Source organism: Desertibaculum subflavum (genome assembly GCA_003576705.1).
Taxonomy (GTDB): Bacteria; Pseudomonadota; Alphaproteobacteria; order Ferrovibrionales; family Ferrovibrionaceae; genus Desertibaculum; species Desertibaculum subflavum.
Genome location: QOZS01000084.1, coordinates 1 through 14,556, shown reverse-complemented (window position 1 = coordinate 14,556; position 14,556 = coordinate 1). Strand labels below are relative to the sequence as shown.

Sequence of the window (14,556 nt, the reverse complement as noted above, 5' to 3'; positions counted from 1 at the left end):
GGCGGCGGGGGCGGCGCCTCCAGCGCGGCGCGGCGCGACGGCCCTTCCGGCCGGGCCATGGCGCGCTTCTCCACCCGCGCGCCGGTCGCCGCGGGTCGCGGTCGCACCAGCACCGGCGCCAGTCCCCGGGTCTGCGTCGAAAGCGGCTGCACACTCGGCGTCAGCGAGCGTTGCGGCGGCACCAGGCCGAGCGGGCTCTCGGTCTCCGCCTCGACCGGGCGCACGGCGCGCTGCATCTCCTCGTCGGTGGCAAGCCCGCGCGTCTCCGTCGGCTCGCCGACGGGGCGGAAGCGCTGGCCCGGCACTTTCGGCTCGATGACGGCAAGGCCGTCCCAGCCGCGGCTGGCGGCCACCATGACCAGCGGCGGCGACGGCCGGCGCGCCTGGTCCTTGGCCGGCATCTTCAGGCCGCAATGCTGCCAGCCGGCATTCAGGATGTGCGGACCAAGCTGGTCGTCCAGCCGGGCGGCCACCCGGCAGAGATAAGGCAGATGCAGCGTGTTCTGGCCCACGTTGTAGTACGAGACCGCGCGGTCCCAGGAACCGAAGCGCCCGTGCAGGTCCTTCAAGAAGGCGGCGGCGTATTGCACGTTGCTGGCCGGATCGAGCAGGTCCTGCATCGAGCGGAAATGCCGCTTGTGGAAATCGTAGCGGATCTGCATGCAGCCGATGGCGACGCCGGTCTGTCCGGCGGCGACGGCCTGCTGGATCACGCCCATGGCGCCCTTCATGTCGCGCGGATAGTGCGGCTGGCCCTCGACATTGAGGGCGAGCGGCTGCGGCCGGCCGGCCATCTGGCTTTCGACGCTGGCGATGGCATAGAGCAGGCCGCGCGGAATGCGATGCTCGCGCTCGGCGGCGCGCACCGCCTCGTTGCAGGTCGTGGCCTTGGCCATGCCGGCGAATGCGAGGATACTGGCGAGCAGCGCCGCGCCTGCCGCGACGCCCCGTCCGATTGCGCAACCCATCGTCTCGGCCCCCCTGACGTCGTGGTCCCCAGCTTCGCCACGCTCCGTGGCGCCACGCCGTCCCGGTCTTGCGAGCGCCAGCACACTCGCGTTATTTGGTGAATGAAAGGTAACCTCCGCTCATGCATGCCTACAAGCTCGGATGCCTGGTCGCGGCGCTGACGCTCGCCGCAGGCCTCGCCAATGCCCAGACGGGACCCGGAAATGCGCCGAAAACCGCGTCTTCCGGCCTCGCGGTCGAGATCAACAAGGCCGAGCCCTACAAGAACGGCTGCCGGGTCTTCCTGGTGATCCGAAACGACATCGCGGCGCGAATCGACAACGCCCAGATGGATCTCGTCATCTTCAACAAGGACGGCATCCTGTCGGAGCGGTTCGTGGTCGATCTCGGCCGCATCCGCAAGGCGAAGACCATCATCGCCCCGATCGATGTCGACGGCACCAAGTGCGACGACATGGGCTCGATCCTGGTCAACGACATGCCGAACTGCAAAGCCGACCAGGCGGACGTCGATTGCGTCGAGCGGCTCGACGTCAGTTCGCGCCACCGCATTCAGCTCAGGAAATAGCCATGACCTCGCCGGTGCATGTGATCGGCGGCGGCCTCGCCGGCTCGGAGGCCGCCTGGCAGCTGGCGCAGGCCGGCACGCCCGTCGTGTTGCACGAGATGCGCCCCGAGCGGCGCACCGAGGCGCATGTGACGGACGGCCTGGCCGAGCTCGTCTGTTCCAACTCCTTCCGCTCCGACGATGCCGAGAACAACGCGGTCGGCCTGCTGCACGCGGAGATGCGCGCCGCCGGCTCCGTCATCCTCGCCGCCGCCGATGCCAACCGCGTGCCGGCCGGCGCCGCGCTCGCCGTCGACCGCGAAGGCTTCTCCGCGGCGGTGCAGGCGCGCCTCGAGGCGCACCCCAAGATCCGGATCGAGCGCGGCGAGATCGCCGGCCTGCCGCCGGAGGATTGGGCGAGCGTGATCGTGGCCACCGGCCCCCTCACCTCGCCCGCGCTGGCCGAGGCGATCCGGCAGCTCACCGGCGAGGATTCGCTCGCCTTCTTCGACGCCATCGCGCCGATCGTGCATCGCGACACGATCGACTTCGACAAGGCCTGGTTCCAGTCGCGCTACGACAAGGGCGACGGCAAGGACTACGTCAACTGCGCGCTGGAGAAGCCGGAATACCAGGCCTTCATCGCCGCGCTGCTGGCTGCCGAGAAGACCGAGTTCAAGGAGTGGGAGCGCAACACGCCCTATTTCGAGGGCTGCCTGCCGATCGAGGTGATGGCGTCACGCGGCATCGACACGCTTCGCTACGGCCCGATGAAGCCGGTGGGCTTGCGCAATCCGCGCGCCGAGCGGCGGCCCTATGCGGTGGTGCAGCTCCGCCAGGACAACGCGCTCGGCACCCTGTTCAACATCGTCGGCTTCCAGACCAAGCTGAAGCACGGCGAGCAGAGCCGCATCTTCCGCATGATTCCGGGGCTGGAGAAGGCGGAGTTTGCCCGCCTCGGCGGCTTGCACCGCAACACCTTCCTCAATTCGCCGAAGCTGCTCGACCAGAGCCTCAGGCTCCGCGCCCGGCCGCAGCTCCGCTTCGCCGGCCAGGTCACCGGGGTCGAAGGCTATGTCGAGAGCGCCGCGATCGGCCTCTTGGCCGGCCGCTTCGCCGCCGCGGAGGCCGCCGGCACCACGCTCCCGCCGCCGCCGCCGACCACCGCGATGGGCGCCCTGCTCCGCCACATCACCGGCGGCGCCGATGTGGCCACCTTCCAGCCTATGAACATCAATTTCGGCCTGTTCCCGCCGCTCGTCCCGGATGTGAAGCGCGACCAGCGCAAGCCCGCCATGTCCAGCCGCGCCCTCGCCGATCTGGCCCTCTGGCTCGACCCGAAGCGCGAAGCGGCCTAGAGATCGATATCGTAGCGGATCTTGTTCGTCTTCGGGACGATGCGGTCATACAGCGTGCGGGCGCGGTAGTTGTGCTCCTCGGTGTGCCAGTAGACGCGCCGCCAGTCATTGCGCTTGCCAAGCGCCACCAGCTCTTCGATCAGCGCCCGCGCGGCGCCGCTGCCGCGCGCTTCCGGCGCGACGAACAGGTCCTCAAGGTAGCAGACCGTCTTCAGGCTCCAGGTATGCAGATGCAGCACATAGACGGCGATCCCGACCGGCTTGCCGTCGATGCAGGCGACCAAGCACCAGATCTGCTGGTCCGGGGCGAGGATGCGCTGCCAGACGCCACGCGTGACTTCGTCAGACACTTCGCCGCCGAGCGCCGCGCAATAGCCGCGCCAGAGCGGCAGCCAGGCGTCGAAGTCCGACGCCGCCGCGGGACGGATCTGCAAGCGCGCTTACTCCGCGTCCGGCTGCTTGCCCGGCGCCGCCGCGGCGAAGGCCGGCAGGCTCGCCGCATGCTCGGCGATCCGCACCATGGTCGGGAAGGCCGTCAGGTCGCAGTCGAAGCGCCGCGCATTGAACACCTGCGGCACCAAGCAGCAATCGGCCAGGGTCGGCTTGTCGCCATGGCAGAAGCTGCCGGTCGCCGGGTTACCGGCGAGCAGTCCCTCGATCCCCTTGAAGCCGTCGGCGATCCAGTGGCGGTACCACTTGGTCCGCTCCGCGTCGCTGTGCCCGAGCTCCTTGGTGACATAGCCGAGCACCCGGAGATTGTTCAGCGGATGGATCTCGCAGGCGATGCCGAGCGCGATGGCGCGCACGCGGGCGCGGCCGACCGCATCCTTCGGCAGCAGAGCCGGCTCCGGAAAGCGCTCCTCCAGGTATTCGATGATGGCGAGCGACTGCGTCAGCACGGCGCCGTCATCCTCCAGCGCCGGCACCAGCGCCTGCGGGTTCAGCGCCACATAGTCCGGCCGGAGATGCTCGCCGCCGCCTCGCGTGAGATGGTGGAAGGCGTTCTCGTAAGCCAGGCCCTTGAGGTTGAGCGCGATGCGCACCCGGTAGGCAGCCGATGAACGGAAATAGCCGTGCAGCTTGAGCATTCTCGACGCCCCCTATTCTCTCGCACTGAGCAGGGAGTCTAGGGCAGAATTCCCGCGAATCGAAGGAGCGCCCGCTTGGCCAAGGACAAGCGCTTTCGCCCGGTCTCCGGCCTGGTGCAGCCGCGTTTCGGCGGCATCGCCACCTTCATGCGCCTGCCGCATGTGCCGGCGGAGACCGAGGGCCTGGAGATCGGCATCGTCGGCGTGCCCTGGGATGGCGGCACGACCTTGCGGCCCGGCGCCCGGCTCGGGCCGCGCCAGATCCGCGACATGTCGACCCTGATGCGCAACATCCATCACACGCTCGGCATCGCGCCCTACGAGCTCGCCGCCGCCGCCGATCTCGGCGACTGCCCGGTCAACCCGGTCGACCTCATGGACACCATGCAGCGGGTGGAGACTTTCTTCGCCGACCTGCAGGGGCGCGGCATCGTGCCGCTGGCCGCCGGCGGCGATCACCTGATGACCCTGCCGATCCTGCGCGGCATCGCCCGCGGCCGGCCCGTGGGCCTGGTGCATTTCGACGCCCATACCGATACCTGGGACCGCTATTTCGGCGAGCACAAATACACCCACGGCACGCCGTTCCGCCGCGCCGTCGAGGAAGGCCTGCTGGATCCCCGCCGCATTGTGCAGATCGGCATCCGCGGCTCGCTCTATTCGCGGACCGACAAGGAATGGGGGCTGGCCCAGGGCATCCGGGTGATCGAGATCGAGGAATATTTCGCGCTCGGCCCCGACCGTGTGATCGAGGAAGCGCGCCGCGTGGTCGGCACCGGGCCGACCTATGTCAGCTTCGATGTCGACGGGCTCGACCCGGTCTATGCGCCGGGCACCGGCACGCCGGAGATCGGCGGCTTCAGCACGCACGAGGCGCAGCGCATGATCCGCGGCCTGCGCGGCCTCGACCTGGTCGGCGCCGACGTGGTGGAGGTCTCGCCGCCCTTCGATCCGGGCGGCGGCACCGCGCTGGTCGCGGCGACCATGATGTGGGAGCTGCTCTGCCTGCTCGCCGAACGGGTGAGCCAACGGCGGTCGTAAGCTAGGACAGCCACCTCTTGCGGCGGCGGTAGCGTTTGGAATCGCGATAGGACTTGCGCACGCCGCCCTCGTTCAGGCCCAGATAGAATTCCTTGATGTCGGAATTCTCGCGCAAGGTGGCGGCGGCGCCTTCCAGCACGATGCGGCCGTTCTCCATGACATAGCCGTGGTCGGCGAGATCGAGCGCCATGGCGGCGTTCTGCTCGACCAGCAGCACGGTCAGCTTCTCCTTGGTGACGAATTGGCGGACGATGCCGAAGATCTCCTCCACCAGCATCGGCGCGAGGCCGAGCGAGGGCTCGTCCAGCAGGATCAGCTTGGGATCCGACATCAGGGCGCGGCCGATCGCCAGCATCTGCTGCTCGCCGCCGGAGAGATATCCGGCCTGCTGCTGCCGCCGCTCCTTGAGGCGCGGGAAATAGCTGTACACGCGCTCGATGCCGGCACGCACCTTGGGCAGGTTCGGCACCACATGGCCGCCGGCGACGAGGTTCTCCTCCACCGTCAGATTGACGAAGACGCGGCGGCCTTCGAATACCTGAACGACGCCATGCGAAACGATGTCGTAGGCGGCGAACCGGTCGATCCGCTTGCCGTCGAGCTCGATCGATCCCTTGGTCACCTCGCCGCGCTCGGCCCTGAGCACGCCCGAGATGGCTTTCAGCGTCGTCGTCTTGCCGGCGCCGTTGGCTCCGAGCAGCGTGGTGATCGAGCCGTCCCGCACCTCGAGCGACACGCCTTTCAGCACCAGGATCACGCCGTCATAGACGACTTCGATATTGTTGATCGTCAGCATGGCCCAAGTCGGGGGGGCGGACCCGGCATGGGGCCCGCCCTCTCCCGCCCTCCCCCTCAGCCTTGCAGGTGCTTCTGCAGGATCTCCGGATAGGCGCGGAACCAGTCGGTGCGCTTCACCCACTTGCCGCCCTTCGCCTGGAAGATCTGCACCCAACCGCCGCCTTCGTGGTCCTTGGCGGTGATCTCCATCGGCGGCACCAGGCCGCCGAGGGTGAAGTTCTTGATCTGCTCGAAGCCCTTCTTCACGTCCTCACCGGTCGGCTTGGCGCCGCCCTTGGCCTTGACCGCGTTGCGGATCGCCTCGAGATGGATCGCCGCCTGCAGCACGCCGCGATTGTAGTACACGGTCGACGCCATCTCCTTCGGCGCCGCCTTGCCCTCCTTCTTGTACATCTCGACGATTTCCTTCAGCACCGGATAGTCGGAGCCGACACCGGCGAACTGGATGGCGTTGTAGCCTTCCGCCACGCTCCAGCCGCCGGCCGCATCGATATCCGCCTCCGCCGCCGCCCAGACGAAGCCGACGACCTTGGAGAGCGGGAAGCCGACCCGCTTCAGTTCCTTGATGGAAACCGAAGGCGAGCGGCCGAACAGGTGGCTGATGACGAAATCGGCCCGGTAGCGCTGGGCGATATCCAGCACCTGGGCGCCCATCTCGACGCCGGGCGGCGGCACCGCAAAGGTACGCAGCTGGAAGCCTTCCGACTTCTGCAGGTCCTCGAGCAGCGGCATCGGCTCCTTGCCGGCCGGGTTGTCGTAGAACAGATAGGCGATCTTCTTGCCCTTCAGGTTGCCGCCCAGATTGTCCTTGGCGAACTTCACCGCCGCCGTCATCTGCGACCAGTAGGTCGCGGCGATCGGGAAGATGTAGGGATATTTCTGCCCGTTCGCCGCCGCCGCGGTGCCGAAGCCGGGCGAGGTGCCCGGGATCTTGTCCTCGGTCAGCTTCTGCGTCAGCGCCTGGGTGTGCGGCGTGCCGTACAGGCTGATCAGCACGGCGCCGTCCTTCTTCTGCCGCTCATAGGCCTCGACCGAGGGCGGCACCTTGTACTCGTGATCGATCTCGATGGCGTTGATCTTGAAGCCCTCGACGCCACCCTTCGAGTTCACCAGCTTGATGTAGTCGTGATAGCCGGGGCAAAGATTGACGCCCACCGTCTGTGTCGCACCGGTGCGGTCGCACTGCATGCCGATGACGATTTCCTTGGTCTGCGCCGCGGCCGTCGACGCCAGAGCGAGCAAGCCCGCCCCGAACGTCCCCGCAGCCAGCAAAGCTGAAACTGGTCTCATGGCTTCCTCCTCCGTTCTAGCGGCCTCAGTACGAGAACGGCCACACCCGGAAATAACTCCGGATGTTCCGCCAGAGCCGGTTGAGACCCTCCGGCTCAACGATCAGGAAAAAGATGATCAGCGCGCCGAACACGATCAGGCGCAGGTTCGGGATGATGTTGCGCAGATCGGCCTCGCTGAAGATCAGGCTGCCGAAATCCTCCATCACCAGGCGCAGCACGATGGGCAGCAGGGTCACGAAGATCGCGCCGAAGATCGATCCCAGGATCGAGCCGAGCCCGCCGATGATGATCATCGCGAGATAGTCGATCGACACCACGATCTGGAACTGCTCGTAATTCGCGATGCCGAGGAAATAGGTGTAGAGCACGCCGGTCACGCCGGCATAGAAGGACGAGATCGCGAAGGCATAGAGCTTGTAGCGGAAGATGTTGATGCCGATGATCTCGGCCGCGATGTCCTGGTCGCGGATGGCGATGAAGGCGCGGCCGATGCGGCTGCGGATCAGGTTCTGCGTCGCGATGATCGCCAGCACCACGAAGAACATCAGGAAGAAATAGAGCTGGGTCTGGCTCTTGATCACATAGCCGAACAGCTCGGGCCGCGGCACCTCGATCGAGGCCTGCACGCCGCCCGAGATCCATTCCACGTGGTTGATCGTCCATTCGATGATGAGCTGGGCGGCGAGCGTCGCGATGGCCAGGTAGAGCCCCTTGATGCGGAGCGAGGGAATGCCGACCAGGGTCCCGATCGCCGCCGCCATCAGCCCGCCGGCCGGCAGCGTGATCCAGAACGGCAGGTCGAGCCGCACCGCGAGGTTGGCCGCCGTATAGGCGCCGACCGACATGAAGGCCGCATGGCCGATGGAGATCTGGCCGGTATAGCCGACCAGGATGTTGAGTCCGAGCGCGCCGACGATGGCGATCGAGATCAGGTTGACGATGGTGAGATAGTATTCGTGCACCGCGAGCGGCAGCACCCCGAGGAACAGCACGGCGAACCCCGCCACCGCCCAGCGCGCCACCGGCAGCGGATAGAGCGCCATGTCGGCGGCGTAGCTCGTCTTGTAGATGCCGGCCTCGCGATGGAACATGTCGGCCGGCTCCCTACACGCGCTCGATCTGGCGCTTGCCGAAGATCCCGTAGGGCCGGACCATCAGCGCAATGATCATCAGCACATAGGGGGCGAAATCCTTGGTGCCGCCGCCGACCACGGGGTCGAGATAGCCGGCGGCGATGTTCTCGACGATGCCGATGATCAGCCCGCCGACGATGGCGCCGACGATCGAATCCAGGCCGCCCAGGATGACCACGGGGAAGACTTTGAGGCCGATCAGGGCCAGGTGCACGTCGACGCCGAGCAGGCTGCCCCAGACGATGCCGCCCAGCGCCGAGACGACGCCGGCCATGGCCCAGGCGAGCGCGAAATAGCGCTCGACATTGATGCCCATGGCCATGGCGACCTGCTGGTTGTCGGCCACCGCCCGCATGGCGATGCCCATGCGGCTCTTCAGGAAGAACCAGGTGAAGGCGGCCAGGAACATCACGGCGACGCCGGCGCCGATCAGCTGGATCGGCGAGATGAAGAGCGGGCCCCAGATGATCGGCGCGTCCTCGACCGGCATGACGATGGAGCGCGTCTCGGCGCCGAAGACGAGCGGCGCCACGCCGCGCAGCACGGCGGCGAGACCGATGGTCGCCATGATGACCGAGACGATCGGCCGGCCGATCAGCGGCCTGAGCACCACGCGTTCGAGGCCGAAGCCGAAGGCGATCATCCCGGCGAGCGTCACCAGCACCGCGACCCAGAACGGCGCCCCGGCCGACAGCAGCATGACTGCGCCGAAGAACGCCGCCAGCATGACGAACTCGCCCTGCGCGAAATTGATCGCGTCGGTGGCCTTGTAGACCAGCACGAAGCCGAGCGCGATCAGCGCGTACATCAGGCCGATCAGCACGCCGTTGGTCAGCAGCGACAGCGTGAATTCCCACTCGAACCAGTCAAACATGGGCCGGCTCCCTGGCCTTCGCCGCGACCGGCTCGCCGATATCCGCGATCACGACCGGGGTGCGCAGGGTGGCCCGGCGGCCGTCCTCGTAGGTGACGTCGAAGACCAGCTCCGCATCGGTCGCGCCGCCATAGAAGGCCTCGATCACCGGGCCGTACTTCTCGGTGATGAACTTGCGCCTGAGCTTGCGCGTACGGGTGATCTCGGCATCGTCCGCGTCGAACTCCTTGGTCAGCAGCAGGAAGCGGCGGATGCGCGCCGCCGGCTGCAGGCCGGCATTGCAGCGCTCGACCTCCTGGCCGATCAGCGCGCGCACTTCCGGCTTCTGGCTGAGATCCATGAAGCTGGTATAGGCGAGGCCCTGCCGCTCGGCCCAGTTGCCGACCGCCTGCAGGTCGATCGCCAGCATGGCGACGACGAACGGGCGCTCGTGGCCGAAGGCGATGGCCTCGCGCACGAAGGGGCTGAACTTCAGCTTGTTCTCGACGAATTGCGGCGCGAAGGGCGTGCCGTCGGCAAGCTTGCCGACATCCTTGGCGCGGTCGACGATGACGAGGTTGCCTTGCGGGTCGATGAAGCCGGCATCGCCGGTACGGAACCAGCCTTCCGGATCGATCGCTTCGCGGGTCGCGTCATCCTGCTTGAAATAGCCGCAGAAGATGCCGCCGCCCCGGACCAGCACCTCGCCGCCGGCATCGATGCGGATCTCGACGCCCGGGACGGGCAGGCCCACCGTGTTGGCATCGGCACGGTCGTTGCTCTGGCTCGCCACCAGGGCGCTGGTCTCGGTCGAGCCGTAGAGCTGCTTCAGGTTGACGCCGATGGCGCGGATGAAGCGGAAGGCATCGGGGCCGAGCGGCGCGCCGCCGGTATAGGCCCAGCGCGCGCGGCGCAGCCCCAGCTGGTCGCGCACCGGCCCGTAGACCAGGAATTCGCCGAGGCCGAGCAGCAGGCGGGTACCGAACCCAACCGGCTTGCCCTCGCTGCGCGCGAGTTCCGCCGCTTCCGCCACCTTGCGGAAGAAGTCGAAGGTCGCGCGCTTGAGGGGAGAGGCATCCGCCGATTTCAGCAGGATGCCGGTCAGCATGTTCTCCCAGATGCGCGGCGGCGCCAGCACCGCGGTGGGGCCGAGCTCGCGCAGGTCGCGCTGCACCGTCTCCGGGCTTTCGGGGCAGTTGCAGGCGAAGCCCACCAGCAGGCTCAGCACGGTGGAGTACAGCGCATCGCCCACCCAGGCCATCGGCAGATAGGCGAGCCAGTCGTCGTCGGCCCGGATGTCCTCCACGCTGACGAAGGCCTGCGCCGTCGCCAGCATGTTGGCGTGCGACAGCATCACGCCTTTCGGGTTGCCGGTGGTCCCCGAGGTGTAGCAGAGCATGGCGATGTCGTCGGTCGCGCCGCGCTCGATCTCGCTTTCGACATGGCTCGGATACTGGGCGGCGAAGGCATCGCCCGCCGCTTCCACCGCCTCGAAGGCATGCAGCCAGGGCGCCTCGTAGCCCTGCATGCCGCGTCCGTCGGCGTAGACAATGTGGGCGAGCGCCGGCAGCTGGTCGCGGATCGAGACGATCTTGTCGACCTGCTCCTGGTCCTCGGCGACGATGACCGAGGTCTCGGCGTGGTTCAGCACATAGACCAGCTCGGAGGCGATCGCGTCCTGGTAGACCGGCACCGCGATGCCGCCGAGCGATTGCGCCGCGAGTTGCGCGACGTAGAGCCGCGGCCGGTTGTCGCCGATCACGGTCAGCCGGTGGCCGCGTCCGAAGCCGAGCGCGGCGAGGCCGGCGGCGAAGCGCACGACGTGCCGGTGGTAATCGGCCCAGGTCAGGGTCTGCCAGATGCCGAGCCGCTTCTCGCGCAGCGCCGGCTTGCCGGCCATCGTCCGGGCGTTGCGGCGGAGCAGTTTCGGCAGCGTGTCCTCGGCCAACCGTGCCTCCCTCATCCCGCGCCCTCCTTCATGCCGCTTTCTGGGCGCCGAGATAGGCCTTGATCACTTCGGGGTCGCGCTGCACCTCGTCCGGCGTCCCCTCGGCGATGCGGCGGCCGCGGTCCAGCACCACGACACGGTCGGAGATGTCCATCACCACGCCCATGTCGTGCTCGATCAGGATGATGGTGGTGCCGCGCTCCTCGCTGACATCGAGGATGTAGCGGGCCATGTCCTCCTTCTCCTCCTGGTTCATGCCGCCCATCGGCTCGTCGAGCAGCAGCACCTGCGGGTCCAGCGCCAGCGCGCGGCCGAGCTCGACCCGCTTCTGCAAGCCGTAGGCGAGCGCGCCGGTCGGCTGCTTCCGCAGGTCCTGCAGCTTGAGGAACTCGATGATGTCCTCGACCCGCTCGCGGTGCTCGACCTCCTCGCGCTGGGCGCGGCCCCAGTAGAGAAAGGCCGAGAGCACGCCGTAGCGCATGCGCACATGGCGGCCGAGCATCAGGTTGTCGAGCACGGTCATGCCGCGAAACAGGGCGATGTTCTGGAAGGTGCGGGCGATGCCGAGCGCGGCGACACGATTGGGCGCGTACGAGGTGATGTCGCGGCCGTCGAGCGTGATTCGCCCGTGATCCGGCTTGTAGAAGCCGCTGATCATGTTGAGCAGCGAGGTCTTGCCGGCGCCGTTCGGCCCGATGATCGACAGCACCTTGCCCTTCTCGGCGACGCAGGAGACGTCTTCCACGGCACGCACGCCGCCGAAGCTCTTGCCCACGTTCTCGACGGCAAGCTGCACCACGCCTTCGCCCGCGACGGCGCCGGACGGCCGCGTCATCGGGGCGTTCAACCGCACCCCCCGCGCCGTGACGCGGAGGATGCGGGACGCTCTTCACGCCAAGCGGCGGAAACCCACGTACCCAACGGCGTTACGCCTCCCTAAAGCCGCAGCGGTACGCATTGCGTCCGCCATCGTTCTCGCCGTTTGCCCTGTTATGCGCGGATGATGGAGGAGATATTCGATAGGCGCAACCCCCAACCTACAGATGCCAAAACAGGTTCTGCACGAACGGCGTCCACAGGCCGGTCGGCGCGCCGGCGGCGCGCAATCCGCGGCCGACCCACTCGTTGCAGGTGAGCACGGGGCTGTAGAGACCGGTGCCGGCATAGAAGGCATCGTGGTCGCCATAGCCGCGGCCGGGATGCAGCACGGGACCATCGGCAGAGCTCATAACGAAGCTCGCATCGATGAACTCTGCGAGCCGCCGGTACTGCTTCACGTCGAGCGAAAGTGGCCGCGCAGCGGGTCCGGTCACCGGCTCGCGCATGAACGTCACGTGCATCACCGCTTCGCCCTGCGACAGCAGGGCCGCGAGTGCAGTCCACACCCGGATGTCGGCGACGGTGCGCGTGCTCATGTAGAAGTCGCGGTCGCCCCAACCGAACATCACATGCGTCGCATCGGGTGGCGGCGGCCGCCGGAAATCGGACGGCGCGAACATTTCGCTCCAGTCGATGCCGGCGGCCCGCAACGGCAGCACGAAACTCGCGTGATAGCCGTTCGAGATGACATAGATCGGCACCTGCCCCGGCGCCGCCGCCGGCCGGCTGCCGGTCGGCACGGCGCCGAGGCCGAAGGCCGCGATCCCGTACAATGCGGCCAAGGCGACCGGCGCCAGCAAGATCGCCAGCGCGAGAAGGAAGACGCGGCGCAGGCCGCGCCTCATGCGCCGACGAGCTTCAGGCCGACGATGCCGGCGAGGATCATGCCGATGCAGGCGAGGCGCATGGCGTCGGCGGATTCGCCGAACAGCCAGATGCCGAGCGCGGCGGTGCCCACCGTGCCGATCCCGGTCCAGACCGCATAGGCGGTGCCGACCGGCAGCGCCTTCAGCGCGAGGCCGAGCAGCGCCAGGCTGGCGATCATGCAAAAGACGGTGCCGGCCGTGGGCCAGGGCCGCGTGAAGCCGTCGGTGTATTTCAGGCCGATCGCCCAGCCGATCTCCAACAGGCCGGCAACCAGGAGATAGAGCCATGCCATCGGGGCACCTCCGCTCGCTGTTGCGGGGTCGTCCCCACGGAAATGTTGCGAAATGGCGAGGCCGTCCTCGCCGCCGCTCCCCGCCATCGGGCCGGGAAGATTGGAGCGGGTGAAGGGAATCGAACCCTCGTCGTAAGCTTGGGAAGCTTCTGCTCTACCATTGAGCTACACCCGCAGCCCGAACAATCTGTAGCACGGGCGCCGCGCGGCGCAACAGGCCTTACGCCCGGGCCAGCCGGGCGAACCGCGCCGCCGCGCCGATGTCGTCGTGGATCTCGCGGCGGCGCTGCATCGCTTCCCGGTCCTGGCCCCATCTTTCGGCCTGGTAGATCTCGTCGAGCAGCGCCGCCTCGACCGCCGCCTCGACCTCCAGCGCACCGCCCACCAGGGCGAGCGCCAGGACCGCCGATCCGGTCGCCGTGGTCAGCACATGCGCCGATGTCAGGGCCGGCGCCGCCAGCCCCTCCACCACCGCCCGCGCGGCGGCGGTCGACGCTTCCGGCTGGGCCCGATGCAGCACGCCGGTGCGGATCTCGAGCGCGATGCCATGCGCCGCGGCAGCCCAGGCGAGCGGCGGATCCCAGGTGCTTGACTGGCGTGACACCAGGTCGGCCGGCCCGTCCGCGCGATAGCACAGCAGGTCGCTGCCGATATAGGCGACGATCTCGTCGATGAAGGCGGCGCGATGCTGCGGCACCCGGTCGATGGCGGTGGTCGCGAGCCGCGTGAGCGGCATGGCGAGCGGCTTCACCTCGCCCTCCTGCGCCGCCCATTCCGCCGCCACCGCCTCGGCCAGCGCGAGCGTCGGCAGCGTCAGCGGCGTGCGCGCCGGCGTGCGCACCGGCCGCCCGTCCAGCAGCACGCCGTACCGGCCGCCTTCGGCCGGCGCCACGGTCACCTGCTTGTAGAACCGTTTCACGCACCGCTCCCAATCAACTGCGCCACCGCCTCCCCGACATCGCCGTATCGCTCGACCACGATCGCCGCGCCGGCGGCGCGCAGATCGGCCGGTGGGTGGTAGCCCCAGGCAACGCCGATCGCGAGCACGCCGGCCCGCACCGCCATCTCGATATCGAAGGTGGTGTCGCCGATCATCACCGCCGTTTGCGCCGCGGCGCCGGCCTCGGCGATGGCCTGGCGCAGCATGGTCGGGTCGGGCTTGCCCGGCGCGACATCGGCGGTCTGCAGGGTGACGAAGTGATGCGCCAGGCCATGCGCCGCCAGCACGGCGTCGAGCCCCCGGCGCGCCTTGCCGGTGGCGATGCCGAGCAGGAAGCCCGCCGCCGCGAGCTCGGCGATCGCCGCCGCGGCGCCGTCGTAGAGCGGCTCGATCATGCCGGGGCGCTGGCGCAGCGCGAAGAAGGCGCGCTTGTAGCATTCGGTCAGGGCCGGCAGGTCGGCCGTCGCGCCGGCCGGCACCAGCCGGGCGATCGCCTCCGCCAGCGCGAGGCCGACCACGGCCCGCACGGCCGCGGCCGGCGGCGGCGCCAG

Annotated in this window: 16 protein-coding genes and 1 tRNA gene; 3 read left to right on the top strand and 14 right to left on the bottom strand. The window is 68.3% G+C overall.

Annotated features, from left to right (window positions below):
• A partial coding sequence (locus tag DT074_RS26090) for a transglycosylase SLT domain-containing protein (protein ID WP_119422784.1) occupies positions 1–968 on the bottom strand: 968 nt, incomplete at its 3' end.
• A gap of 122 nt (positions 969–1,090) precedes the next feature.
• On the opposite strand from DT074_RS26090, the gene DT074_RS26085 reads away from it, so the two are divergent.
• Positions 1,091–1,537: a hypothetical protein gene (locus DT074_RS26085; protein WP_119422783.1), complete on the top strand. Its 447-nt coding sequence runs from the start codon at positions 1,091–1,093 to the stop codon at positions 1,535–1,537.
• A 2-nt stretch (positions 1,538–1,539) separates the two neighbouring features.
• On the top strand, positions 1,540–2,874 hold the full coding sequence (gene trmFO / locus DT074_RS26080; protein WP_119422782.1) for a methylenetetrahydrofolate--tRNA-(uracil(54)-C(5))-methyltransferase (FADH(2)-oxidizing) TrmFO: 1,335 nt from the start codon (positions 1,540–1,542) through the stop codon (positions 2,872–2,874).
• Here trmFO and DT074_RS26075 read toward each other — a convergent pair.
• Together DT074_RS26075 and maiA are read right to left on the bottom strand one after the other, a co-directional pair.
• Complete coding sequence (locus tag DT074_RS26075; protein WP_119422781.1) at positions 2,871–3,308, bottom strand: GNAT family N-acetyltransferase; 438 nt, start codon at positions 3,306–3,308, stop codon at positions 2,871–2,873. The two genes, trmFO and DT074_RS26075, sit on opposite strands and share 4 nt — an antisense overlap.
• A 6-nt stretch (positions 3,309–3,314) precedes the next feature.
• Positions 3,315–3,962, bottom strand: coding sequence for a maleylacetoacetate isomerase (maiA, locus tag DT074_RS26070; RefSeq protein WP_119422780.1), 648 nt, complete (start codon positions 3,960–3,962; stop codon positions 3,315–3,317).
• A gap of 147 nt (positions 3,963–4,109) precedes the next feature.
• On the opposite strand from maiA, the gene speB reads away from it, so the two are divergent.
• Positions 4,110–5,003 carry an agmatinase gene (speB, locus tag DT074_RS26065; protein ID WP_119422787.1) on the top strand — a complete coding sequence of 298 codons (894 nt, stop codon included), beginning with the start codon at positions 4,110–4,112 and terminating at the stop codon, positions 5,001–5,003.
• Between the two features lies 1 nt (position 5,004).
• Here speB and DT074_RS26060 read toward each other — a convergent pair whose 3' ends face one another.
• The 11 genes from DT074_RS26060 to DT074_RS26010 form a co-directional block, all read right to left on the bottom strand.
• Complete coding sequence (locus DT074_RS26060) at positions 5,005–5,799, bottom strand: ABC transporter ATP-binding protein (protein WP_119422779.1); 795 nt, start codon at positions 5,797–5,799, stop codon at positions 5,005–5,007.
• Positions 5,800–5,855: 56 nt separating this feature from the next.
• Positions 5,856–7,091, bottom strand: a complete 1,236-nt coding sequence (locus tag DT074_RS26055) for an ABC transporter substrate-binding protein (protein ID WP_119422778.1) — start codon at positions 7,089–7,091, stop codon at positions 5,856–5,858.
• Positions 7,092–7,116: 25 nt separating this feature from the next.
• Positions 7,117–8,184, bottom strand: coding sequence for a branched-chain amino acid ABC transporter permease (locus DT074_RS26050; protein ID WP_119422777.1), 1,068 nt, complete (start codon positions 8,182–8,184; stop codon positions 7,117–7,119).
• 13 nt (positions 8,185–8,197) lie between these two features.
• Positions 8,198–9,100 (bottom strand): branched-chain amino acid ABC transporter permease, encoded by a 903-nt coding sequence (locus DT074_RS26045; protein ID WP_119422776.1) that lies wholly within the window; start codon positions 9,098–9,100, stop codon positions 8,198–8,200.
• Entirely contained in the window at positions 9,093–11,042 is a 1,950-nt protein-coding gene (locus tag DT074_RS26040) for an AMP-dependent synthetase/ligase (protein WP_119422775.1), read from the bottom strand. Before DT074_RS26040 ends, DT074_RS26045 begins: the two co-directional genes overlap by 8 nt.
• A gap of 13 nt (positions 11,043–11,055) precedes the next feature.
• Positions 11,056–11,862, bottom strand: coding sequence for an ABC transporter ATP-binding protein (locus DT074_RS26035; RefSeq protein WP_119422786.1), 807 nt, complete (start codon positions 11,860–11,862; stop codon positions 11,056–11,058).
• Between the two features lie 202 nt (positions 11,863–12,064).
• Positions 12,065–12,751, bottom strand: a complete 687-nt coding sequence (locus DT074_RS26030) for a TIGR02117 family protein (RefSeq protein ID WP_119422774.1) — start codon at positions 12,749–12,751, stop codon at positions 12,065–12,067.
• Complete coding sequence (gene sugE / locus DT074_RS26025) at positions 12,748–13,065, bottom strand: quaternary ammonium compound efflux SMR transporter SugE (RefSeq protein WP_119422773.1); 318 nt, start codon at positions 13,063–13,065, stop codon at positions 12,748–12,750. Before sugE ends, DT074_RS26030 begins: the two co-directional genes overlap by 4 nt.
• 101 nt (positions 13,066–13,166) lie before the next feature.
• Positions 13,167–13,240 (bottom strand) — tRNA-Gly (locus DT074_RS26020).
• 45 nt (positions 13,241–13,285) lie between these two features.
• Complete coding sequence (locus DT074_RS26015; protein ID WP_162915254.1) at positions 13,286–13,984, bottom strand: ATP12 family chaperone protein; 699 nt, start codon at positions 13,982–13,984, stop codon at positions 13,286–13,288.
• Positions 13,981–14,556: HAD-IA family hydrolase (locus tag DT074_RS26010; RefSeq protein WP_119422772.1), on the bottom strand; the 576-nt coding region annotated here is incomplete at its 5' end. The genes DT074_RS26015 and DT074_RS26010, both read right to left, overlap by 4 nt.

Excerpts from the sequence above, each read along its gene's own strand:
- DT074_RS26035 (WP_119422786.1), bottom strand. The coding sequence starts at position 11,862 with ATGACGCGGCCGTCCGGCGCCGTCGCGGGCGAAGGCGTGGTGCAGCTT.
- DT074_RS26055 (WP_119422778.1), bottom strand. The coding sequence starts at position 7,091 with ATGAGACCAGTTTCAGCTTTGCTGGCTGCGGGGACGTTCGGGGCGGGC.
- trmFO (WP_119422782.1), top strand. The coding sequence starts at position 1,540 with ATGACCTCGCCGGTGCATGTGATCGGCGGCGGCCTCGCCGGCTCGGAG.
- DT074_RS26050 (WP_119422777.1), bottom strand. The coding sequence starts at position 8,184 with ATGTTCCATCGCGAGGCCGGCATCTACAAGACGAGCTACGCCGCCGAC.
- DT074_RS26060 (WP_119422779.1), bottom strand. The coding sequence starts at position 5,799 with ATGCTGACGATCAACAATATCGAAGTCGTCTATGACGGCGTGATCCTG.
- DT074_RS26045 (WP_119422776.1), bottom strand. The coding sequence starts at position 9,100 with ATGTTTGACTGGTTCGAGTGGGAATTCACGCTGTCGCTGCTGACCAAC.
- speB (WP_119422787.1), top strand. The coding sequence starts at position 4,110 with ATGCGCCTGCCGCATGTGCCGGCGGAGACCGAGGGCCTGGAGATCGGC.
- sugE (WP_119422773.1), bottom strand. The coding sequence starts at position 13,065 with ATGGCATGGCTCTATCTCCTGGTTGCCGGCCTGTTGGAGATCGGCTGG.
- DT074_RS26040 (WP_119422775.1), bottom strand. The coding sequence starts at position 11,042 with ATGAGGGAGGCACGGTTGGCCGAGGACACGCTGCCGAAACTGCTCCGC.
- DT074_RS26085 (WP_119422783.1), top strand. The coding sequence starts at position 1,091 with ATGCATGCCTACAAGCTCGGATGCCTGGTCGCGGCGCTGACGCTCGCC.
- maiA (WP_119422780.1), bottom strand. The coding sequence starts at position 3,962 with ATGCTCAAGCTGCACGGCTATTTCCGTTCATCGGCTGCCTACCGGGTG.
- DT074_RS26030 (WP_119422774.1), bottom strand. The coding sequence starts at position 12,751 with ATGAGGCGCGGCCTGCGCCGCGTCTTCCTTCTCGCGCTGGCGATCTTG.